General features: G+C 63.9%; 18 protein-coding genes. 8 read left to right on the top strand and 10 right to left on the bottom strand.

The window, feature by feature from the left end; translation table 11 throughout:
- Nucleotide 1 precedes the first annotated feature (1 nt).
- The 3 genes from GCN74_RS02530 to GCN74_RS02520 all read right to left on the bottom strand — a co-directional run bounded on the left by GCN74_RS02530 (nt 2) and on the right by GCN74_RS02520 (nt 3,156).
- Nucleotides 2–787, bottom strand: coding sequence for an ATP-binding cassette domain-containing protein (locus GCN74_RS02530; protein ID WP_152255214.1), 786 nt, complete (start codon nt 785–787; stop codon nt 2–4).
- A 3-nt stretch (nt 788–790) separates the two neighbouring features.
- Nucleotides 791–1,921 (bottom strand): ABC transporter permease, encoded by a 1,131-nt coding sequence (locus tag GCN74_RS02525; protein WP_193316949.1) that lies wholly within the window; start codon nt 1,919–1,921, stop codon nt 791–793.
- A 185-nt stretch (nt 1,922–2,106) separates the two neighbouring features.
- A complete protein-coding gene (locus GCN74_RS02520; RefSeq protein ID WP_152255212.1) occupies nt 2,107–3,156 on the bottom strand; it encodes a sugar ABC transporter substrate-binding protein in 1,050 nt (349 codons plus the stop codon).
- 247 nt (nt 3,157–3,403) lie between these two features.
- Here GCN74_RS02520 and GCN74_RS02515 point away from each other — a divergent pair, with 247 nt between their 5' ends.
- Genes GCN74_RS02515 through GCN74_RS02505 form a run of 3 tightly spaced genes read left to right on the top strand, consistent with a single transcriptional unit; the run spans nt 3,404 to nt 6,300 of the window.
- A complete protein-coding gene (locus GCN74_RS02515; protein ID WP_152255211.1) occupies nt 3,404–4,270 on the top strand; it encodes a MurR/RpiR family transcriptional regulator in 867 nt (288 codons plus the stop codon).
- Entirely contained in the window at nt 4,263–5,249 is a 987-nt protein-coding gene (gene iolG / locus GCN74_RS02510) for an inositol 2-dehydrogenase (protein ID WP_152255378.1), read from the top strand. Before GCN74_RS02515 ends, iolG begins: the two co-directional genes overlap by 8 nt.
- 28 nt (nt 5,250–5,277) lie before the next feature.
- Complete coding sequence (locus GCN74_RS02505; protein ID WP_152255210.1) at nt 5,278–6,300, top strand: Gfo/Idh/MocA family oxidoreductase; 1,023 nt, start codon at nt 5,278–5,280, stop codon at nt 6,298–6,300.
- A gap of 13 nt (nt 6,301–6,313) precedes the next feature.
- On the opposite strand, the gene GCN74_RS02500 is transcribed toward GCN74_RS02505, so the two are convergent.
- Nucleotides 6,314–6,661 (bottom strand): DNA-binding protein, encoded by a 348-nt coding sequence (locus tag GCN74_RS02500; RefSeq protein WP_152255209.1) that lies wholly within the window; start codon nt 6,659–6,661, stop codon nt 6,314–6,316.
- A gap of 364 nt (nt 6,662–7,025) precedes the next feature.
- Here GCN74_RS02500 and GCN74_RS02495 point away from each other — a divergent pair, with 364 nt between their 5' ends.
- Nucleotides 7,026–8,243 carry a hypothetical protein gene (locus GCN74_RS02495; protein ID WP_226938832.1) on the top strand — a complete coding sequence of 406 codons (1,218 nt, stop codon included), beginning with the start codon at nt 7,026–7,028 and terminating at the stop codon, nt 8,241–8,243.
- Nucleotides 8,244–8,246: 3 nt separating this feature from the next.
- Here the strand turns inward: GCN74_RS02495 and GCN74_RS02490 are convergent, their stop codons facing one another.
- Entirely contained in the window at nt 8,247–9,623 is a 1,377-nt protein-coding gene (locus tag GCN74_RS02490; protein WP_152255207.1) for an MFS transporter, read from the bottom strand.
- A gap of 123 nt (nt 9,624–9,746) precedes the next feature.
- Here GCN74_RS02490 and GCN74_RS02485 point away from each other — a divergent pair, with 123 nt between their 5' ends.
- Both GCN74_RS02485 and GCN74_RS02480 read left to right on the top strand, forming a co-directional pair.
- Nucleotides 9,747–10,400 carry a TetR/AcrR family transcriptional regulator gene (locus GCN74_RS02485; RefSeq protein ID WP_152255206.1) on the top strand — a complete coding sequence of 218 codons (654 nt, stop codon included), beginning with the start codon at nt 9,747–9,749 and terminating at the stop codon, nt 10,398–10,400.
- A 216-nt stretch (nt 10,401–10,616) separates the two neighbouring features.
- On the top strand, nt 10,617–12,296 hold the full coding sequence (locus tag GCN74_RS02480; protein ID WP_193316939.1) for a ParB-like protein: 1,680 nt from the start codon (nt 10,617–10,619) through the stop codon (nt 12,294–12,296).
- A 68-nt stretch (nt 12,297–12,364) separates the two neighbouring features.
- Here GCN74_RS02480 and GCN74_RS02475 read toward each other — a convergent pair whose 3' ends face one another.
- The 5 genes from GCN74_RS02475 to GCN74_RS02455 all read right to left on the bottom strand — a co-directional run bounded on the left by GCN74_RS02475 (nt 12,365) and on the right by GCN74_RS02455 (nt 18,246).
- Nucleotides 12,365–13,474, bottom strand: coding sequence for an ABC transporter ATP-binding protein (locus GCN74_RS02475; RefSeq protein WP_152255204.1), 1,110 nt, complete (start codon nt 13,472–13,474; stop codon nt 12,365–12,367).
- A 9-nt stretch (nt 13,475–13,483) separates the two neighbouring features.
- Nucleotides 13,484–14,353: a carbohydrate ABC transporter permease gene (locus GCN74_RS02470; RefSeq protein ID WP_034777933.1), complete on the bottom strand. Its 870-nt coding sequence runs from the start codon at nt 14,351–14,353 to the stop codon at nt 13,484–13,486.
- On the bottom strand, nt 14,350–15,234 hold the full coding sequence (locus GCN74_RS02465) for a carbohydrate ABC transporter permease (RefSeq protein ID WP_076573023.1): 885 nt from the start codon (nt 15,232–15,234) through the stop codon (nt 14,350–14,352). The genes GCN74_RS02470 and GCN74_RS02465 overlap by 4 nt, the downstream gene beginning before the upstream one ends.
- A gap of 115 nt (nt 15,235–15,349) precedes the next feature.
- Nucleotides 15,350–16,603, bottom strand: a complete 1,254-nt coding sequence (locus GCN74_RS02460) for an ABC transporter substrate-binding protein (RefSeq protein WP_152255203.1) — start codon at nt 16,601–16,603, stop codon at nt 15,350–15,352.
- A gap of 356 nt (nt 16,604–16,959) precedes the next feature.
- Nucleotides 16,960–18,246, bottom strand: coding sequence for a maltoporin (locus tag GCN74_RS02455; RefSeq protein WP_152255202.1), 1,287 nt, complete (start codon nt 18,244–18,246; stop codon nt 16,960–16,962).
- Between the two features lie 346 nt (nt 18,247–18,592).
- On the opposite strand from GCN74_RS02455, the gene GCN74_RS02450 reads away from it, so the two are divergent.
- Entirely contained in the window at nt 18,593–20,506 is a 1,914-nt protein-coding gene (locus GCN74_RS02450; RefSeq protein WP_152255201.1) for a glucokinase, read from the top strand.
- Nucleotides 20,490–21,581, top strand: coding sequence for a LacI family DNA-binding transcriptional regulator (locus GCN74_RS02445; protein ID WP_152255200.1), 1,092 nt, complete (start codon nt 20,490–20,492; stop codon nt 21,579–21,581). Before GCN74_RS02450 ends, GCN74_RS02445 begins: the two co-directional genes overlap by 17 nt.
- The last annotated feature ends 22 nt before the right edge of the window (nt 21,582–21,603 follow it).

The raw sequence follows: 21,603 nt of genomic DNA, 5'->3' as shown, positions 1-21,603 counted from the left end.
CTTAAATCGTGACACCGTCGAGTTCAGCCATCAGCGTTTGCATTTCCGCACCGCCCGCCATCATGTCCAGCAAGGCGTCCTTGGTCACCGTATCCTTGGTGAACGTGCCCAGCGACTTGCCCCGGTTCAACAAAGTGAACGAATCGCCCACCGGATACGCATGGTGCACATTGTGCGTAATGAAGATCACGGAAATGCCCCGTTCGCGCGCCTTGTAGATCAGTTTCAGCACATTGAACGATTGTTTCACGCCCAGGGCCGCCGTGGGCTCGTCGAGGATCAGCACGCGGGCGCCGAAGTGGATGGCGCGGGCAATGGCCAGGCACTGCTTTTCACCGCCCGACATGGTGCCGATGGCCTGGTGCGGGTCGCGCACCATGATGCCCATCTCGGCCAGCTTGGCGCGCGCCGTTTCGGCCGCGTAATCGATATCCATCACGGGTACCAGGCCCAGCAGCTTTTTCATCGGCTCGCGGCCCATGAAGAAGTTGCGCGCCACGGACAACAGCGGCACCAGCGCCAGATCCTGGTAGACGGTGGCCACGCCCATGTCCAGCGCCTCGCTGGGCGAATTGAAGACGACGGGCTTGCCATCGACCAGGTACTGACCGTCGGTCGGCTTGTGCACGCCGGCCAGGGTCTTGATCAGGGTGGACTTGCCGGCGCCATTGTCGCCCAGCAAACAATGCACTTCGCCCTCTTTCAGCCGCATGGTGATGTTCTGCAAGGCCAGCACGGAGCCGAAACGCTTGCTGACGTTTTCCAGGGCAAGAATATGTTCGCTCATGATTTATCTCGCTTCCGTGACGCGTGAGCGTACAAAGTTATTGAACAGCACCGCGATCAGCAGCATGACGCCGAGGAAGACGCGGAACCAGTCCGAATTGATGTTCGTATAAGTGATACCGATCTGCACCACGCCGAAGATCAGCGCGCCGAAGCAGGCGCCGACGACGGAACCGTAGCCGCCCGTCAGCAAGGCGCCGCCGATGACGGCCGCGATGATGGCTTCGAATTCCTTTTGCATGCCGCGGTCGGCGGCGGCCGAACCGATATCGCACACTTGCAAGGTGGCAAACAGGCAGGCGCAGAACGCCGTGAAGACAAACAGGGAAATCTTGACCTTACGCACCGGCACGCCCACATTCTTGGCCGCATTCGCATCGCCGCCCACGGCAAACATCCAGTTGCCGAAGCGGGTGCGCGACAGGACGAACGCGGCACCGGCGGCCAGCAGCAGCCACCAGGCGATCACTTTCGGTATGCCTTTCACCAGGGGCGAGCCATCGTCGAGCACGGCGATCCAGCCATGCGCGCCCATCCAGTGGAACAAGCCCGTGGCGACATTGCCGTGGAACAGCAGGCTGGCCAGCCAGTCATTGGCGGCCAGGTCGCCCACGCCGCTGACGATCGTGCGGTTGGCAAACATGATCGACAAGGCCAGGGTCAGGCCCCGCAGGATGAACAGGAAGGCCAGGGTGACGATGAACGAGGGCAAGCGCGTCTTGATGACGATGTAGCCGTTCAGCCAGCCCAGCGCCATGGAACCGGCGAAGGCGAAGAGGATGGCAGCCCACAAGGGCCAGTGGAAATAGATGGTCGGGATGGCGATCATCATGCCCGCAAAGCCGATCATGGAGCCGATCGACAGGTCGAACTCACCGGCGATCATCAGCAGGCAGGCGCCGATGGCGATGATGCCCAGGTAGGACGCCACTTGCATCCAGTTGACGACGCCATCGAGGTTGAACATGCCGGAATCGCCGGCCGTGATGACGAAGAAGGCAAACACGAGCACCGCGCCGGAAATCGAGGCGAACTCGGGGCGGCCGAAAAACCGTTTGACCCAGCTGGTCGTGCCTACGCGCTCATCGGCGGCGACTGGCTTGCTGGCGGCGCCGGAAGGCGGAGGAGGATTCATGCCGGGGCTAGCCAGGCTGGATTTAAGCGCAGTCATACGAATTCCTTTCAGTAATACTTGCAACAATTCCTGCTACCAATATCAACTACTTTCCTGCCAGCATCGCTGGCGCCAGGCGTGGCGGTCCAGTACGCCGCCTGCCCGAAGGCAGCGCGGCGTCGTTCACACACTGGCAATTGAGAAGATCAGCGGTATTGGCCGGCGTATTTTTCGACCTTGGCGATGTTGTCCTTGGTCACGAAACCGGGGCCGGAGCTGATGTGGCGCGGGCCATAGATCGGTGTCAGGCCGTATTCCGCCAGGCGCGCCTGGTATTTCGGATTGGCAATGAGAATTTCCTTGACCTTGGCCAGGTCCGTGATCTTCTGCTGTTTCATGATGGCCATCACGGCGACAGGAATATAGCCTTGCAGGTAGGGCTGCTGGTCGATGGCGAACTGGATGCTGCCATCCTTGATGCCCTTGGCAATTTCTTCCGACAAGTCGAAGCTGGCGAAATACATCTTGCCCTTCAAGCCCATTTTCTCGACGGCGCGCATGGCGGGCGGCGCCGAGTCCGGTCCCAGCGCCAGCACGGCCTGCGTCTTCGGATTGCTGCGCAGATAGGCGCTGACCTTGCTCTCGATCACGCCGGGGTCGACGCCATTCGTGTCGAGCGTGGAGGATTTGAAATCGACGCCCAGCGCATCGGCAAAACCGCGGCAGCGTTCGAACGACGAGGCATTCATCGCATAGTGGTTCACGCACACGAACGATTTGATGCCAGCTTCCTTGGCCCGCTTGCCCGCGCCCAGGCCCGCGTCATACTCGGGCTGGCCCACGTGCATGATGGCCTTGAGCTGCTCGCTTTGCGCGAGGGTGCCTGAGTTGATGGTCACGAGCATGATTTTCTTGGCAACCACCGTGCCCAGCGGTTTTTGCAGCACGCTGAAGTCGGCGATATCGGCGATCAAGCCATCATAGTTGCGCGCCGCCGACTGCTCGATCAGGCGCGCCATGTCGGCCAGGTCGCCATTCGGCGGATTGCGGTAATCGACGGACACGTTGAAGTCCTCGCCAGCCTGCTTGATGGCGTTCTTGATGGTGTTCCACCAGGAATCAGAGTCCGGCGCATGGCTGACCATGACGAATTTCTCGCCGGCCGCATGGCTGGTGGCCGTGCTCAATCCCAGGCTCAGACCCAGGCTGGCGATGGCCAGACACTTCAACAAACCCTTGCTTTTATTGCTATGCATGAATGTCTCCTAGACGGATTATTTTTTATAGTTGCGAGCTTTTATGAAGGGTGTCACCGGCCTGGCCTTGCGGCATGCAAACCGATGCACTGCGCACAGCTTAGGCCACAAAAAAGACAAATGCAATAAAATTTTCAAAATAAATTTAAATAGAAAATCATTTCTATTTTCTGAATTCACTCCTATAATTCTCGCCAGAACCTGCCGCAGCAATCCTGCGGCCCAGCAAGCAACCGAGGAAAAAACCATGGCAGCCACCGCCCCCATCGAACAGCTGATGCAGCACATTGCCGCCGAGTACGACAATCTGTCGCGCCAGCTGAAAGTCATTGCCCAATACATCGAGAAACACCGGGCCAGCCTGATGCTCGAGCGCATCAGCGACATCGCCACCGCCTGCGACGTGCAGCCATCGGCCATCGTGCGCTTCGCGCAACGCTTCGGCTACACGGGCTTCAGTGAAATGCAGGACGTGTTCCGCCAGGCTTATACGGACCAGGCCGGCGCCACGCCCGACTACCAGCAGCGCATCCGCAAGCTCATTTCCACGCGCGACGCGGCCCTCACCGCGGGCGACCTGACGCGCGAATTCGTCGGCGCCAGCCGCGCCGGCCTCGACGACCTCGCCGCGGGACTCGACGACGCGCAGCTGGAAGCGGCCGTCAATCTGCTGCTGAAAGCGGACAACATCTATGTGATCGGCGTGCGCCGGTCCTTTCCGATCGCCTCCTACATCGCCTACGCGCTCGAACACACGGACAAGCGCGTGCACCTGATTAGCGGACTGGGCGGCATGCACCGCGAACAGATGCGCAGCGTGCGCGAACGCGATGTGGCGATCGCCATCAGTTTCTCGCCTTACGGCAAGGAAACCCAGCAGTGCATCAAGGCGGCGCAGGACAAGGGCGCCAAGGTCCTCGTGATTACCGACAGCAAGCTGGCCCCGCTCGCGCGGGCCGCCGACGCGCTGCTCACCGTCACCGAGGGCAGCGCCTTTGCCTTCCGCTCGCTGACCAGCACCATCTGCCTGTGCCAGGCGCTGTTCATCGCGCTGGCATACAAATTAGAGCTCGACATCGAAGAAATCCACACCCCAGGAGAACATGATGATTGAAGTAGCATTGTTTGGCGCCGGACGCATCGGCAAGATCCACGCGGCCAACCTGGCCGCGCAACCCGGCGTGCAGTTCAAATACGTGGTCGACGTCAACCAGGAAGCGGCTGCCGCGCTGGCCGGCCTGCATGGCGGCAGCAGCGCCACGGTGGAAACGGCGCTGGCCGACCCGGCCATCAAGGCCGTCGTCATCGCCTCCAGCACGGACACGCACGCGGACCTGATCCTGCGTTCGGCCGCCGCCGGCAAGGCCATCTTCTGCGAAAAACCCGTCGACCTGACGATAGCCCGGGCGCGCGCCTGCGCCGCCGCCGTCAAGGAAGCCAAGGTGCTGTGTATGCTGGGCTTCCAGCGCCGCTACGACCCCACCTTCAACGCCGTCAAGACGCGCATCGAAGCGGGCGAGATCGGCACGCCGGAATTGCTGGTCGTCACCAGCCGCGATCCCGGTCCGCCGCCCGTCAGCTACATCAAGGTCTCGGGCGGCATCTTCAAGGATATGCTGATCCACGATTTCGACATCTTCCGCTGGATACTCGACGATGAAGCCGTCAGCGTGCACGCCACGGGCAGCTGCCTGGTCGACCCCGCCATCGGCGAGGCGGGCGACCTGGACACGGCCGTCGTCACCATCCGCACGGCCAAGGGACGTTTGTGCCAGATCAATGCCTCGCGCCGCGCCGCCTATGGCTACGACCAGCGCTTCGAAGTGCTGGGCAGCGCCGGCATGCTGCAGGCAGGCAACCACAGGCCGACGGAAGTGACGGCGTATGGCTCTGCGAACGTCAGCGTGGACAAGCCGGAAGACTTCTTCCTCGAACGTTATCGCGTGGCCTACGCGCAGGAAATGGCGCACTTCTTTGATGCCCTCAGCCACGGCACGCCGCTGCGCACCACCGTCCACGATGGCTTGAAGGCACTGGAACTGGCCGAGGCGGCCACCCTGTCGTGGCGCGAACAGCGCGTGGTCACTGTATAACTCAACAATAAAAATATCTGGAGACAAGATGTCATCCCCAACATTAAAAGTCGGCATCGTCGGCCTGGGCCGGCTGGGCCAGCGCCATGCCATCAACCTGGCGCAGCGCGTGCCCAACGCCGAAGTCGTGGCCGCCTGCAGTCCCGTGCAAGCGGAACTGGACTGGGCCGCCAGCACGCTCGGCATCGCCACCGGCTATGCCGACTACGACGCCCTGCTGGCCCACCCTGGCCTGGACGCCGTGTTCCTCGTCACGCCCACGTCGCTGCATGCGGACCAGATCATCGCCGCCCTGCGCGCGGGCAAGCACGTATTTTGCGAAAAACCGCTGTCGCTGGACCTGGCCGACTGCCTGAAGGTGGAAGCGGAAGCGGCGCGCCACCCGCAGCTGACCGTCATGATCGGCTTCGTGCGGCGTTTCGACGCCAGCTACCATGACGCGCAGCAAAAGATCGCGCAAGGCCTGATCGGCAAACCCTACCTGGTGCGTTCGCAGACCTGCGACCAGAACGATCCCAGCGGCGCCTTCATGCGCTTCGCCCCCACCAGCGGCGGCATCTTCCTCGATTGCAGCGTGCACGATATCGACCTGGCGCGCTGGCTGCTGGGCAATCCCGTGCCCAAGCGCGTGTATGCGAGCGGCACCAACGCCATCCACACGGGTTTGCAGGCGTTCGGCGACGTCGACAACGGCCTGGCGACGGTGGAGTTTTCCGATGGCAGCATGGCCAGCTTCATGGCTTCGCGCACCATGGCGCACGGCCATGAAACCCTGACGGAAGTGTTCGGCACGGGCGGCCGCCTGGCCGTGGGCAGCAATCCGCGCCTGAACCGGGTGGAAATCTCGGATGCGCATGGCGTGCGCAATGAGTGCACGCCGGATTTCTATGCCCGCTTCGCCGACGCCTTCCTGATCGAGGCGCAGGAATTCACGGATGCGGCGCTGGGCCGGCGCACCCTGTCCCTGACCTTGCACGACGCGACGGAAGCGACGCGCATCGGCCTGGCCATGACGCAAGCGATGCGCGAAGCGCGGCCCGTGGAGTTTTAAGCCGCCAGGGGGCTCAGGCAGCCGGCGGGGGAAATGGACGTTCGGGCTGCCTGGGTTCCACGGCCAGGCGCAAGCCCATGGCGTCGAGGATGGCCGTCAAGGTGGCGAGCGAGGGATTGCCTTCGGGCGACAAGGTCCGGTACAGCTGGGTAGGGTTGAGCCTGGCCGCCTGCGCCACGGCAGGCACGCCGCCAAAGGCGCGCGTCAGCTGGCGCAGCACGGCCAGCAGTTCGCCATGGTCGCCCTCGGCGAGGATATTGTTGATCAGCTCCAGGGCGAAGGCGGGATCGTCGCGGTACAGTCCGGCCATCGCCTCGTCCTGCGAGCGGTCTCTCGGTGGTTTGCGGATGTCCTCGCTCATGTCCCCTCTCCCTCCAGTCGTGCCAGCAGGCGCATTCGATATCTTTCCACTGCGTGCGCTTGTCGTCACGCGCTTGTCGTCACGCGCTTGCGCTCCCGCACAGCCATAAAATGATCTGTCGTATGTCATGTTCGTCCATAAACGAAGGAGGATCGAGGAGAAAATCACGCCTGCAGATAAAAAGACGACCTCCCATCTTGCCGTCAAAGCGCGCAGCGCAGGCCGCGAATGCCGGGTTCAATGAGCCATATCAAGATGTCTTTTTCCAATTACTATACGGAAAGGAGGTCGCCACCGTACGCCTCACGCCTGCGCCAATGCGCTATACAATAAGCGCCTGCCAACCGCGAACAACCTTGCCGCCATGACCAATAACGACAGCAACACTCTCCTCCTTGCCGACGTGGCCGAGCGCTACGTCAAGCTGGTCCTGGCCATGGGCCGGCACGACGCCTCGTATGTGGACGCCTATTACGGCCCGCCCGCCTGGCAGCAGCAGGCGAACGCCCAGCCGCAGAGTCTGAGCGACATCCAGGCTGCCGCGGACACCGCGCTGGCCCTGCTGGCCGGCGACGCCTCCTTGCGCGCCCTCAACCTGCGCAAGCAGCTGCAAGCGCTGCTGGCCAAGGCGGACATGCTGCAGGGATCGCGCCTCGATTTCGACACGGAAAGCGCGCGCTTGTACGACGCCGTCTCGCCCCATCACAGCCGCGCCTGGTACGAACAGCTGGTGGCGGAGATCGACACCCTGCTGCCCGGCGACGGCACGGTCAGCGAACGCGTGAACGCCTTGCGCGCGCAACTCGTCATTCCCGCCGACAAGCTGCGCGCCGTCATGGATGCGGCCATCCGCGCGGGCCGTGAACGCACCTTGCAATACATCGCCCTGCCCGAAGGCGAAGATTTCGTGCTGGAATTTGTCACCGACAAGCCGTGGAGCGGCTACAACTGGTACAAGGGTAATTACCAGAGCGTGATCCAGATCAATACCGACTTGCCCGTGTATATAGACCGCGCGGTCGACCTCGGCTGCCACGAAGCGTATCCGGGCCACCACGTGTACAACGTGCTGCTGGAGCGCGACCTGGTGCGCGGCAAGGGCTGGATGGAGTACTGCATCTATCCGCTGTATTCGCCGCAATCGCTGATCGCCGAAGGCACGGCCAACTACGGCATCGAACTGAGTTTCACGGATGCAGAGCGGCTGGCGTTCGAACAGCAGGTGCTGTACCCGCTGGCCGGCCTCGACCCCGCGCTGGCGCCCCGCTACGCCCAGCTGAACCGCCTGCTGGCCAAGCTCGGCTATGCCGACAACGACATCGCGCGCCAGTACCTCGAAGGCAGCCTGACCCGCGAGCAAGCGCTGGAATGGCTGGTCAACGTGCGCCTGTATCCGGCCGAAAAGTCCGCACAGCGCCTGCAGTTCTACGATGCCATGGGTGCCTATGTGATCAATTACAACCTGGGCCAGGACATGGCGAAAGCCTATGTCGAACGCCAGGGCGCGACGCGCGCCGAACACTGGGCCGCCTTCCGCGACCTGATGTCCTCGCCCCGCGTGCCCAGCGATCTGCTTGCCTGAGCCTTACTCCGGCGGCAGCCAGTACAGCGGCAAGGCCACGGCCAGGCACGCCAGCCCCGCCAGCAGCATGGCCAGCTGGAAGCCGGCGGCCAGTGCCACGACCTGCCCCGCCCGCTCCAGCAGCGCGGCGGCGCGCACGTTCATCACGCTGCCCAGCACGGCCACGCCCAGGGTCATGCCCGCCTGCCGCAAGGCATTCAGGACGGCCGACGCCAGCGCGGCACGCCCGCCCTCCACGCTGGCCATCGCCAGCAGGCCGGTGGCGGGCACGGCCAGTCCCATGGCCACGCCCAGCAGGCCGAACAAGCTACCCACGATGACATACGGCGTGCACGGTGCCAGGGCCGCCGTGGCCAGCAGCACCAGTCCCGCCAGCACATAGCCCCCCAGCATCAGACGCCGCAACGGCACGTGACGGCTGAGGCGGCCGAAACACAGGGAAACGATGGCCATGGCCGCGAACTGCGGCAACATGCGCCAGCCGCTGGCGCCGGCCGCCCAGCCCTGGATCTGCTGCAGGTACAGCGAAAAGAAGAACAGGCTGCTGTAGCAGGCAAAGCCCAGCACCAGCGAAGCCAGGTTGACCAGCGCAAAGGTCCGGTCGCGGAACAGCCGCAGCGGCAGCAAGGGGCGCGGCGCGCGCGCTTCCACGGCCAGGAAGGCGGCGAAGGCCGGCAGCGCCACGGCCAGCGCCAGCCACGCGTACCTGCCGCCGTGCCCGGACTCGCCCAGCGCGATCAAGGCATAGGTGAGCGCGCCCAGCCAGACGATGCTGAGCACCTGCCCCGTCCGGTCCAGCGCCGCCTGCCCGTGGTAGCGGCGCTCGGGGATGCCCCAGGCGCCCAGCAGCAGGGCAAGCAAGCCCAGCGGCAGGTTGATCAGGAAAATGCTTTGCCAGCCCGTGGCTTCCAGCAGCATGCCGCCCAGCAGCGGCCCCAGGATCAGCGCCAGCGCGCTGAAGGCGGACCAGCCGCCGATCACGTGCGCCCGTTCGCGCGGGTCGGGAAAGGCATGGCTGAGGATGGGCATGGCGCCCGGGATCAGCAGGGCCCCCGCCACGCCCTGCACGGCACGCCCGGCCAGCAGCAGGGGCAGGCTGGCGGCCAGCGCGCACAGCAGTGACCCGGCCGTAAACAGGGCCACGCCCAGCAGCCAGATGCGCTTGTGGCCATGCCGGTCGCCCAGCGGCCCGGCCGACAGCATGCAGGCCGACAGGCACAGCGCATACGCATTGACCACCCACTGCAAGCCCGCCATGTCCGTCGCCAGCGCCGTTTGCAGGGTGGGCAGGGCCACGTTGACGATGCTGATGTCGAGCGAGGCAAGAAAGGTGCCCAGGTAGGCGGCGGCCACCAGGGCCGCACGGCGATAACGCTGCATGGAGTCGCTCCTAAGTATGAGTTCGCTTTCATCATAACCATCGACCGACCGTCGGTCAATTAAAAATCCACCGTGTGCACGCGGATGCTTGGGCGGCGCCCGCGCTTCACTTATACTGGGCGCATGACCACGACACGCCCCACCCAGACCGTCTTGCCCGATGCCGCCCCGCCGGCCCCCGCCCGCCCCCGCACCAAGCCGGCCGAAGTACGCCTCGATGAATTGATGGCCGCCGCCGAGCGGCTATTCCTGGACCAGGGCGTGGAAGCGACCACCGTCAGCGACATCACGGCGCTGGCCGGCGTGGCGAAAGGCACCTTCTATCATTACTTCCCGTCCAAGCATGAAATGCTGGCGGCGCTGGCCGCACGCTACACGGCCCGTTTCCTGGCCAGCCTGGAAACGGCAGTCGGCCTGTGCATGCCGCACGACTGGGAGGGCCGGCTGCGCGCCTGGGTGCAGGCGAATGTGGCCACTTACCTGGCCACTTGGCGCCTGCACGACATCGTCTACACGCAGCACCGCCGCAGCATCGGCATCGGCATCGACTCTGCGGACAATCCCGACAAGAACGCCATCCTGGCGCAGCTGGGCGCCATCCTGGCAGGCGGCGCGGCAGCGGGCGCGTGGCCCCTGCCCCAGCCGCGCCTGGCGGCCCTGATGATTTACTCGGCCGTGCATGGCGTGACGGACGACGCCATCGCCGCGCAACTGGACGATAGCAGCGCCTTTGCCGCCGACGTGGCCGCCGCCTGCCTGCGCATGCTGGGCCGCTGACGGCGCGCGGCCATTGTGCGCCGCGCCTGCGCGGCATCAAACGGCGGCGGACCTGGGGGCGCTGGACCAAGTCGACCGCGAGACACGCGATGAATTGACGCGGGACAAAGGCAAACTGCGCTACGCCATCGGCTACCGGAAGTCGCTGCCGCGCCAGTGACATGCGGGCGTGTCATCATCCTGACATCTGCGCCCGCTAGCATGTCGGCACTTTTTATGCCGACATCACGGGACACCATGTACAAGAACAGCCTTCGCCGCACGACTCTATCCCTCGCCATCGCCATGACGCTGGGCGCCAGCCTGGCCGCCTGCGGCGGCCACGACTACCGCGACGACGCCACGGCGCCCGTCGTGCCAGTCGATCCCGTCACTCCCGCACGCCTGTTGAACGTGGTGGCGGCCACCGGCAAGGCCGTGGCGAACGCCTCCGTCAGCGTGCTCGACGCCAGCAAGAATGTCGTCGGCAGCGGCACCACGGACGCGAATGGCAAGGTGGCCATCACCCTGGCTGCGGCGGCGAAGGCGCCCTTCCTCGTCTCCGTCACGCCGGCGGGCGGCGCCACCCTGTACACCTTGTCGCTGAAGGAAACGGCCGTCAACCTCACGCCGCTCACCTCCGTCATCGCCATGCAGCTGCTGGGCAGCACCCCGTCGAGCGCATCGCCCGCCAGCCTGGCCGCCGTCGATGCGGCACGCCTGCAAACGGCGCAGACGCAGCTGGGCAAGGCCCTGGCGGCACCCATGCAGACCCTGGGCATGGCGGCCAGCTACGACTTCGTCAATGGCGCCCTGACGCCGAACAGCAAGGACCCGGCCGACGTCCTGCTGGACAACCTGCAGGTAAAACAGAGCGGCACGGATATCGACATCGTCAATGCCAGCGGCAGCATCGTCGCGCAGATCATCGATGGCGGCACGCCCATGGCCACCGGCAAGAGCGTGCTGGAAACGCCGCCCGTCCTGAGCGCGCGCCAGCAAGTGCTGGCCGCCACGGCCGCCGGCACCGATGCGGCGCCCGTCTTCCTGCAAGTGTCGCTCGACGAACTGCGCCCCACGCAGCCCGCCGTCGGCTACGACCAGATCTACTACAAGCTGGGCCGCTACGGCGCGGAAGACCAGATCATGGCCAAGACCAACAAGCCGAAGAAATTCGCCGAACTGTGCGAAGCCAACGGCCAGGACGACGTGGTGACGAAAACGGCCAACGTGGCCGGCGCCACCCTGAGCACCCCGCCCGCCACCTTCCAGTGCAAGTCCGCCGTGGGCACCAAGCCGGGCGACATGAAGACCGTCGTCATCGGCCCGAACGGCACCCTGTACCTGACGGACGGCCACCACACGTTCAGCGCCTTCTGGGATGCGGACAATGGCCAGAACCATCAGCTCAAAGTGTGGGTCAAAGTGACGGACAATTTCAGCAAGCTCAATGAATACGATTTCTGGGCACAGATGAAGAAGGTCAACAAGGTCTGGCTCAAGGATGGCGGCAACAAGGCCATCGCCACCAGCCAGCTGCCGGCCTCCATCGGCCTCAAATCGCTGGGCAACGATCCCTACCGCGCCCTCGTCTACTTCACGCGCGACGCGGGCTACGTGGTGCCATCGACAGCCACGGAATTCCTCGAATTCTACTGGGCCGACTGGCTGCGCAAGCAGGCCGGCGTCGACCTGGCCAGGACGGATACGAGCGACGCCAGCAGCTACATGGCCACCATCAAGACGGCTTCGCTGGCGATGGCGGGCCTGAAGGCGGGCGACATCGTCAGCGGCGGCGCGACGGCGCAGGCGCTGGGCTGGACGGGCGTCTTCAGCCAGGCGGCGCTGGACGACCTGGTCACGCCGACGGGCAAGCTGAGCTACGCCATCGCGTATAAAAAATCGCTGGCCAAGTAAGCGCGGCGCAAACGACAACGGCCCGCCTGTCAGCTGACAGGCGGGCCGTTTTTTATCGCAGTTGCTGCTTACGCGATGCGTTCGCCGTTGGCCGGATCGAACAGGGCCGCTTTCGACAGGTTGAACGACAGCTGCATGGTCTGCCCCGGCAGCACGGCTTCGCGCGGGTGCGTGCGGCAGGTCACTGCCGCGCCGTTCAAGCGCGTCGTCAGCAGGGTGTCGGGACCGGTCGGCTCGACGAGGTCGATCAGGCAGCCCAGTTCCTGGCCCACGTCGCCGTGCGCGCTGCTCATGTCCGTGATCTGTTCCGGGCGCACGCCCAGGATCACGTCGCGGCCCGCATGGCTGCGCAGCTTGTCGGCCGGGAATGGCAAGACCAGGCGCATGCTCTTGCCCGCGTTGTCGATGACGGCAAATACCTCGTTGCCCTCGATGACAGGCTTGACGGTAATGAAGTTCATCGACGGCGAGCCGATGAAGCCGGCCACGAACAGGTTCGCCGGATTGTCGTAGATTTCCTGCGGCGTGCCCAGTTGCTGCACCACCCCATCCTTCATGACGGCGATCAGATCGCCCATGGTCATCGCCTCGATCTGGTCATGCGTGACGTAGACGATGGTGGCTTTCAGGCGCTGGTGCAGCAGCTTGATCTCGGCGCGCATTTCCACGCGCAGCTTGGCGTCCAGGTTCGACAGCGGTTCGTCGAACAGGAACAGCGACGGCTTGCGCGAGATGGCGCGGCCCATGGCCACGCGCTGGCGCTGACCGCCCGACAACTGCGCCGGACGGCGGTCCAGCAAGTGGGTGATCTGCAGCGTTTCGGCCACGCGGGCGACGATTTCTTCCTGCTCCGCCTTCGGCACTTTTTTCACGTTCAGGCCGAACGCGATGTTTTCGCGCACCGTCATCGACGGGTACAGCGCGTAGGACTGGAACACCATGGCGATGTCGCGGTCCTTCGGCGGCAGGTCGTTGACCACCTTGCCGTCGATGAGGATTTCGCCCGAGGTGACGCTTTCCAGGCCGGCTACCATGTTGAGCAAGGTCGACTTGCCGGAGCCGGAGCCGCCGACGAGGATCAGAAACTGGCCATCCTTGATCTCGATGTCGATGCCCTTGAGGACTTCGACGCCATTCGTGTACACCTTGCGGATGCTGCGTATCGATAAACTGGACATATTCTTTCCTTAACCTTTGACTGCGCCTGCGGTCAGACCGCGCACAAAATAACGGCCTGCGACCAGATAGACCAGCAGGGTCGGCAGCGCGGCAATCACCGCGGCAGCCATGTTGACGTTGTATTCCTTCACGCCCGTGGACGTGTTGACCAGGTTGTTCAAGCCCACCGTGATCGGCTGCGAATCGCCGCTGGCGAACACGATGCCGAACAGGAAGTCGTTCCAGATCTGCGTGAATTGCCAGATGATGCAGACGACGAAAATCGGACCCGAAATCGGCAGCACGATCTTGCGGAAGATCAGGAAGAAGCCGGCACCGTCGATGCGCGCCGCCTTGATCAGCTCTTCCGGCACGCCGATATAGTAGTTGCGGAAGAACAGGGTCGTGAAGGCCGTGCCGTACACCACGTGCACGAAGACGAGGCCCGTGGTGGTATTGGCCAGGCCGAATTCGCCCAGCAAACGCGCCATCGGCAGGATCACCACCTGGAACGGAATGAAGCAGCCCACCAGCAAGGCGGCAAACAGGATTTCCGAACCGCGGAAGCGCCAGTGCGCGAACACATAGCCGTTGAAGGCGCCCAGGAAGGTCGAGATCAGCACGGCGGGAATCACCATCTTGATCGAGTTCCAGAAGAACGGCTGCATGCCGTCGCAGGTGACGCCCGTGCAGGCCGAGGACCAGGCCTTGGACCAGGAATCGAACTGCCACACGTGCGGCAGTGCCAGCAGGTTGCCGCTGCGGATCTCGTCGAGCGACTTGAACGACGTCGACAGGGTCACGTACAGGGGCACGATGTAGTACACCGCAAACAGGATCAGCAGCAGGTATACAACCACCCGTCCGAGGGTGAGGCGATTATTGCGTGTAGGTGTCATCTCATCGCCTTTGCGCTGCGCGTTTCCAGGTACATCAGCGGCACGAGCACGGCCACGATGGTAGCCAGCATCATCATTGCCGATGCCGAGCCCAGGCCCAGCTGGCCGCGGGTGAAGGAAAACTGGTACATGAAGATGGCCGGCACGGACGACGAGTTGCCAGGTCCGCCAGCCGTCAGTGCGATGACCAGGTCGAAGCTCTTGATGGCGATATGCGCGAGGATCAGCAGCACGCTGAAGAACACGGGCCGCATGGCGGGAATCACGATGCGCCAGTAAATCGTCGGCAAGGACGCGCCATCGACTTGCGCCGCCTTGATGATTTCATCATCGATGCCGCGCAGGCCCGCCAGGAACAGGGCCATGACGAAGCCCGACGATTGCCAGACGCCGGCGATCACCACCGTGTAGATGGCCATGTCGGAGTTCACCAGCCAGTCGAAGGTAAACGAGGTCCAGCCCCAGTCGTGCATGACCTTTTCCAGGCCCAGGCTGGGATTGAGCATCCATTTCCAGGCCGTGCCGGTGACGATGAAGGACAGCGCCATCGGATACAGGTAGATGGCGCGCAGCGCGCCTTCGGCGCGGATTTTCTGGTCCAGCAGGATGGCCAGGAACAGGCCGATGGCGATGCTGCAGGCGATGAACAGGACACCGAAGATGCCGAGGTTCTTGAGCGAGGTCCACCAGCGCTCATTGTCGAACAGCTCGACGTATTGCACCAGGCCGGCGAACTCGTAGTTCGGCATCAGCCGCGATTCGGTCAGCGACAGCCAACCGGTCAAAAAGATAAAACCATAGACGAATACCAGGCTGGCGATGAGCGTGGGGCCCAGCACCATCTGCGGTATCCATCGGTCGAATTGCTTGCGTATGGACATAGGACAGCCGTAGAAGTAGAACTGCGTGTGGCGCCGGCCTGGACGAACGCCAGGGCGGGCGCCTGCGATGCATGCGATGCAGAGGGCGCCGGCGGGAGTGCCGGCGCCGTCGTGATTACTTCACTTTTGCCGCTTTGGCCAATGCGGCAACCGCGTCTTTCGAGCTCATGTTGGTATTCATGAACTTGGCGATGACGTCGGTCACGGCGCCTTGCGTGGCCGATGGCAGCGCCATGCCGTGGGCAAACGATGGCACCAGGCCGCCGTTCTTGTTGGTAGCGTCCATGTCTTCCATCGATTTCAGGGCGCAAGCGTCAAACTTGTCCTTGGAAACGCCGGAACGCACGGGGATGGAACCCTTGTTCAGGTTGAAGATCGACTGGAACTTCGGATTCATGATGGCGTTGGCCAGGGCGATCTGCCCTTTCTTCGCATTTGCATCCTTTTGCGTGAACATGGCAAACGAATCGATGTTGAAGGTGTAGGCCTTGTCCGTGCCAGGCGCGGCCACGCACAGGTAGTCCTTGCCCGGCACCTTGCCGGCAGCCGTGAACTCGCCCTTGGCCCAGTCGCCCATGAACTGGAAGCCGGCCTTGTTGTTGATGACCATGGCGGTCGCCAGGTTCCAGTCGCGGCCTGCCGCATCCTTGTCGATGTAGGTCTTCACCTTGCCCAGGGTGTCGAACACCTTGAGCATGGTCGGGCCGGTCAATTCCTTCTGGTCCAGCTTGAGGATGGCCTTCTTGTAGAATTCCGTGCCGCCCACGCCCAGCGCGACGGATTCGAACACGGTGGCGTCCTGCCATGGCTGGCCGCCGTGGGCGATCGCGATGCCGCCCGATTTCTTGATTTTCTCGGCCGCGTCGAAGAACGCATCCCAGGTGGTCGGGGTGGTGGCCACGCCGGCTTTTCTCAGCACTTCCGGATTGACCCACATCCAGTTGACGCGGTGGACGTTGACGGGAGCGGCGACGTAGTGGCCCTTGTATTTCATGATGTCGGCGACGACTTTCGGCAGCACGGCATCCCATTTGCCTGGAATGGCGGCATCATCGATATTCGCCAGCACGCCTTCCGCGCCCCACTCCTGGATCGACGGGCCCTTGATCTGGGCGGCCGTTGGCGGATTGCCGGAAATGACGCGGGTTTTCAGCGCGGTCGCGGCGTTTTCGCCAGCGCCGCCAGCCACGGCGAAGTCTTTCCAGCCGAAGCCGCTTTCTTTCACGATTTGCTGCAACTGGCCCACGGACTTCGCTTCGCCGCCGGAGGTCCAGTAGTGCAACACTTCCACGTCGGTCGCAAAGGCGCTGCCGGCGAATGCCAGGGTGGTCAATGCGGCCAGTTGGGTAATCTTGAATTTCAGTTTCATCTCCACATTCCTTTTTTGATCAAGCTTTTAGGGGGCTTCGGCATACGGGGGCCGAAAAAGGTGAAATCTGCGCCTGTACCGGCGCTCTTGTGCTCAGACCCGCTTGCAAACGGGCATCATCTTGGTATAAAGACGGCGCCGTGATCCATGAAATGACTACATTGCATTTATATCACGGGACGGCGCCAAAAACGCATCCGCGAAGGATGCGCCAGGTTGATCTGCATTACAAACATCAACACTGAACAAAACCGTCGCGAGCGGCAGCGATTTGTGGCCGGGAAGCGCAGCCGGGCTGGAACCCGGTGAGCATCGCAGGCCGCAAGGCGCGCCGCGCAGCAGGTTCGGTCCGGTGCTTAGAACCAGGTTTCCACTTGGAAGCCGTAGGACGTTCCGCTGGTATTGTTGTTGTAGATGGGGCCGCCGTTGTTCGACGCGTTGACCGAGGCGGTGGCCGCATCGTTCCATTTGCCGTAGGTGACAAAGGCGCGCAGTTCAGGACGCGACCACAGGCCAGGACCGGCCGAGATCGTCGGCGCGATGGTCAGCTTGGTCAGGCGCTTGGCCGGCAGGCCGCCCGCTTGCGTCACGCGGTCCGTGCCCAGTTCGCCCACCAGCTTGAAGTTGTTGGTGAACGCGTACACAGGACGCACGCCGACCGAGGTCCAGGTCGAGGAACCGTTGGCGTTGGACTCGTCTTTTTGCCACAGGGCGACGAATTCCATGCCGAAGTTGGCCATGGGCTGGATCGCCATGTCATTGAAGATGCGCGTGCGTTTCACGTCCGAGCCGAAATTGGTGTCGCCCGACGCGCCGAACTGCGCGCCCTTGCCCGTGCCGGGACCGACGCCGTACTGCACGCCGAAGGTATTGCCGCCGCCGAAGACTTTGGCTTGACGGTGGAAGGCCGACAGCTGCCAGCCATTGTGTTTCTTGCCGTATAAGTCGTTGTCCTTGCCTTCACCGATGATGTAGGTGGCGGCCAGGTCCAGGGTGCCGTTTTCATTCACGGGAATCTCGCCGTAGATAAAGTTCTGGCGCACGGCGGACTTGGTGCTGACGACGCCGGTCGGCGACACGGTGTTGATGTCGTTGTCCTTGAAGAAGGCGTACGAGAATTTACCCGGGCCGGCAGGAATGCGGTCCAGGCCGGCACCCGTGCCGTTCATATTGATGTATTGCAAGTCCAGCATGTGGATGTCAGGACGGTAGTAGAAGCGCTTACCGATCCAGGCCGTGCCGCCGTTCAGGAAATCGAGTCCCTGCGCTTCGACATAGGCCTTGACGATGCCCAGCTTGTTGTCGCCGAAATCCGAATTCGGCGCGTAGGCGTTGACCCAGATGGTGGCCAGGTAGTTCACGCCGCCGGAATTGGCGATGGACTTGGTGTAGCCGAACTCCGTGTAGGCGTCGCACTCATTGCCCAGACGGTATTTCATGGTATTGCCGCCCAGGCCGAAGCAGCCTTGCGAGCCGCCGTCGCCCGAGGTATTGCTGCCGGCGCCGGCGCGCAGGTAGCCATGGAAGCCTTCGGAATCGGATGGATACATGGGATCGGCGGCAGCGGAACCGCTGGCGATGGCCAAGACGATGGCAGCTGGCAGTGCTTTCAACACGGCCTTCAACATGGTGCGATGCAGCATGGTAAGTCTCCTCAGTAATTTGTTTTTATCTAGTCATTCGTGGCCGAATGTACTGGCCAGAATTCTTTCCAGCAGGGACATAGTAACTATACTACGAACAAATATCAACATATTATGTTGTAATCCTACGACTACTCTGCGACACTTTATTTGCGTACTGATCTGCGCGTTGACTGCCCTGTTTTTTCCCGCTGACGCCACCCTTTCTGGCACGCTGGACAAGCAATTGCGCAGGCGTCCCGCATTTTTCGGCACGCGGCACGTATACGAATTAAAATCCTTGGTTTTTGCCCATAACGACAGTGCGCCGCCACGACAGCGCACGCAGACGAGACTAAGCACCGCCATGAAAATTGATGAAAAAATGGAAGTAGCAGGCAGCGATCCGGCGGAGCGTTTCAGTGACGGGCCGCGCCTGCTGGCAGACATCGGCGGCACCAATGCCCGCTTCGTGCTCGAAACGCGCCAGGGCCACCTGGAAGCGGTGGCCGTGCTGCCCTGCGACGACTACGCTTCGCTGCTCGACGCCATCACCGCCTATATCGATAGCAGCGAGGCGCGCGCTGCAGGTTCGGCGCGCGTGCGCCATGCCGCCATCGCCATCGCCAATCCCATCGACGACGACAATATCCGCATGATGAACCATCACTGGTTCTTCTCGATCGAAGCCATGCGCGAAGCGCTGGGCCTCGATACCTTGCTCGTCGTGAACGACTTCACGGCGCTGGCCATGGCCCTGCCCTACCTGCGGCCCGACCAGCGCCTGCAGATCGGCGGCGGCATGGCGCGCGCCGACAGCGTCATCGGCCTGCTCGGTTCGGGCACGGGACTGGGCGTGTCGGGCATGATCCCCGCGGAAGACCGCTGGATCGCGCTGGGCAGCGAAGGGGGCCACGTCAGCTTCGCCCCGTGCGACCAGCGCGAGATGGACGTGCTGTCCTTCGCCTGGCGCGAACTGTCGCACGTCTCGGCCGAACGCCTCGCTTCCGGACGGGGACTGGAACTGATCTACCGCGCCCTGTCCGAACGCGCCGGCAAGCCCGATGCGCTGCCCCTGCTGGCGGCCGAAATCACCAGCCGCGCGCTGAACAACGAATGCGACGTGTGCATCGAAGCGGTGGACTGCTTCTGCGCCATCCTCGGCTCCATCGCCGGCAACGTGGCCATGACCCTGGGCGCGCTGGGCGGCATCTATATAGGCGGCGGCATCGTGCCGCGCCTGGGGCCCCTGTTCGAGCAGTCGCAGTTCCGCGCCCGCTTCGAACAGAAGGGCCGCCTGAACGAATACCTGGCGCAGATCCCCACCTTTTTGATCACGGCCGAACTGCCCACGTTCCTGGGCATCGCCGCCATCCTGGCGCAAAAGCTCAAGCGCGCCCATTCCGGCGCGCCCGTGCTCGAATCCGTGCGCCAGGCGCGCGGCAGGATGAGCCCATCGGAATGCAAGGTGGCCGACTGGGTCCTGAAGGAACCGAACGCCATGCTGACCCTGCCCATTGCCGAAATCGCCCAGCGGGTGGGCGTGAGCCAGCCGACCGTGATGCGCTTTTGCCGCTCGATCGGCGTGCAGGGCCTGGCCGATTTCAAGCTGAAGCTGGCCTCCGGCCTGACGGGCGGCGCCATCACGGTGGCGCACTGCCATGTGGAGATTTCGGACTCCGACGCGGAACTGGCGCGCAAGGTACTGGGCAACAACGCCTCGGCCGCGCTGGCCATGCGCGACATGCTCGACGTGAAGGCGCTGACGGCCGCCATCGAACTGCTGCGCGGCGCGCAGCGCGTGGAATTGCTGGCCGTGGGCAGCGCCCGCGTGGTGGCCGACGACATGCAGCACAAGCTGCTCAACCTGGGCATCGTCAGCAGCTTCTTTGCCGATCCGCAGGCGCAGGAAATGAGCGCCGCCATGCTCAAGCCGGGCGACGTGGCGCTGGTCATTTCCCGCTCGGGCGCCCTGCCCGAGCTGCTGCGCACCGTCAAGGTGGCGCAGGGCTGCGGCGCGCGCGTGCTGGCGATCACGGCCAGCGGTTCGCCGCTGGCCAAGCTGGCCGACGTGCTGCTGACCCTGAACCACCCGGAAGGCAACCTCAATTTCGTGCCCATGATCGTGCGCCTGCTGCAGCTGATGATGCTCGATATCCTGTCGGTGGGCCTGGCGCGGCGCGACACAGCGCAGCGCACCAGCGCCGCCGAGCTGGAAGAGGGACAACTGCACGGCATGCGCATCAGCGGCAAGCTGAAATTCGGTGGCCACCTCGAATAAGGCGGCCCAGGCCGCATTGGATGCCGCCAGCGGCGCCACCGTGCACGACGTGGCGCGCATGGCCGGCGTATCGGCCATGACGGTGTCGCGCGTGATCAACGGGCGCGCCAGCGTCAGCACGGCCACGCGCGACAAGGTCGAGGCGGCGATTGCCGCCCTGCGCTACCAGCCCAACCTGGCGGCCCGCGCCGCCCGCACGGGCACCCTGCGCATCGGCCTGCTGTACAGCAACCCCAGCGCGGCCTTCCTCAGCGAATTTTTAGTTGGCGCCATGGACCAGTGCCGCCAGGGCGGCGGCCAGCTGCTGCTCGAGCGCTGCGGCGACCTGGCCAGCCAGCGCACCGCCATCGACTGCCTGGTGGCGGCCGGCGTGGACGGCATCCTCGTGCCGCCGCCCCTGTGCGATTCGCCGGCAGTGCTGGCCCAGCTGAACGGCATGGGCATCCCCGCCATCGCCGTGGCCACGGCGCGCCCCTCGCCCGGCGTCTCGGCCGTGCGCATCGACGATTACGCAGGCGCGCTGGCCATGACGCGCCATCTGCTCGCGCTGGGCCACCGCGACATCGGCTTCATCGAGGGCGACCCGGAACACACGCCCGCCCTGCTGCGCCGCCAGGCCTTCGAGGACGGCATGCGGGAAGCGGGTTTGCGGGTGCCGCCCCACCGGGTGGCGCAAGGCTACTTCACCTACCGTTCGGGGCTCGATGCGGCGCGCCAGCTGCTGGCGCAAGCACCGCACCCCAGCGCCATCTTCGCCAGCAACGACGACATGGCCGCCGCCGCCCTGGCCGTGGCGCACGGCATGGGCTTGCAGGTACCGCAGGACGTCAGCGTGTGCGGCTTCGACGACACGCCCGTCGCCACCACCGTGTGGCCCGAGCTGACCACGATCCACCAGCCCATCGCCGACATGGCGCGCGCCGCCGTCAATCTCGTCATCGACGAGATACGCCAGCGCCGCAGCGGGGAAACGGCGCCCGCCACGCATCACCTGATGGCGTACACCTTGATGGCGCGGGCATCGACGGGTCCCGTTACGCGGGATCAGACCGGCCGGGTCCGACCCCGGCATTGACCGTCGGGCGGCTCGCTGGACT

The organism is Janthinobacterium sp. FT14W, from assembly GCF_009208755.1.
In the GTDB taxonomy this organism is placed as follows: Bacteria; Pseudomonadota; Gammaproteobacteria; order Burkholderiales; family Burkholderiaceae_D; genus Janthinobacterium; species Janthinobacterium violaceinigrum.
This window is presented reverse-complemented; position numbering and strand designations above follow the sequence as displayed.

What these genes read in the sequence shown, in the direction of transcription:
- GCN74_RS02530 (WP_152255214.1), bottom strand. Translation starts at nt 787, where the DNA reads ATGAGCGAACATATTCTTGCCCTGGAAAACGTCAGCAAGCGTTTCGGC.
- GCN74_RS02525 (WP_193316949.1), bottom strand. Translation starts at nt 1,921, where the DNA reads ATGAATCCTCCTCCGCCTTCCGGCGCCGCCAGCAAGCCAGTCGCCGCC.
- GCN74_RS02520 (WP_152255212.1), bottom strand. Translation starts at nt 3,156, where the DNA reads ATGCATAGCAATAAAAGCAAGGGTTTGTTGAAGTGTCTGGCCATCGCC.
- GCN74_RS02515 (WP_152255211.1), top strand. Translation starts at nt 3,404, where the DNA reads ATGGCAGCCACCGCCCCCATCGAACAGCTGATGCAGCACATTGCCGCC.
- iolG (WP_152255378.1), top strand. Translation starts at nt 4,263, where the DNA reads ATGATTGAAGTAGCATTGTTTGGCGCCGGACGCATCGGCAAGATCCAC.
- GCN74_RS02505 (WP_152255210.1), top strand. Translation starts at nt 5,278, where the DNA reads ATGTCATCCCCAACATTAAAAGTCGGCATCGTCGGCCTGGGCCGGCTG.
- GCN74_RS02500 (WP_152255209.1), bottom strand. Translation starts at nt 6,661, where the DNA reads ATGAGCGAGGACATCCGCAAACCACCGAGAGACCGCTCGCAGGACGAG.
- GCN74_RS02495 (WP_226938832.1), top strand. Translation starts at nt 7,026, where the DNA reads ATGACCAATAACGACAGCAACACTCTCCTCCTTGCCGACGTGGCCGAG.
- GCN74_RS02490 (WP_152255207.1), bottom strand. Translation starts at nt 9,623, where the DNA reads ATGCAGCGTTATCGCCGTGCGGCCCTGGTGGCCGCCGCCTACCTGGGC.
- GCN74_RS02485 (WP_152255206.1), top strand. Translation starts at nt 9,747, where the DNA reads ATGACCACGACACGCCCCACCCAGACCGTCTTGCCCGATGCCGCCCCG.
- GCN74_RS02480 (WP_193316939.1), top strand. Translation starts at nt 10,617, where the DNA reads ATGCCGACATCACGGGACACCATGTACAAGAACAGCCTTCGCCGCACG.
- GCN74_RS02475 (WP_152255204.1), bottom strand. Translation starts at nt 13,474, where the DNA reads ATGTCCAGTTTATCGATACGCAGCATCCGCAAGGTGTACACGAATGGC.
- GCN74_RS02470 (WP_034777933.1), bottom strand. Translation starts at nt 14,353, where the DNA reads ATGACACCTACACGCAATAATCGCCTCACCCTCGGACGGGTGGTTGTA.
- GCN74_RS02465 (WP_076573023.1), bottom strand. Translation starts at nt 15,234, where the DNA reads ATGTCCATACGCAAGCAATTCGACCGATGGATACCGCAGATGGTGCTG.
- GCN74_RS02460 (WP_152255203.1), bottom strand. Translation starts at nt 16,603, where the DNA reads ATGAAACTGAAATTCAAGATTACCCAACTGGCCGCATTGACCACCCTG.
- GCN74_RS02455 (WP_152255202.1), bottom strand. Translation starts at nt 18,246, where the DNA reads ATGCTGCATCGCACCATGTTGAAGGCCGTGTTGAAAGCACTGCCAGCT.
- GCN74_RS02450 (WP_152255201.1), top strand. Translation starts at nt 18,593, where the DNA reads ATGAAAATTGATGAAAAAATGGAAGTAGCAGGCAGCGATCCGGCGGAG.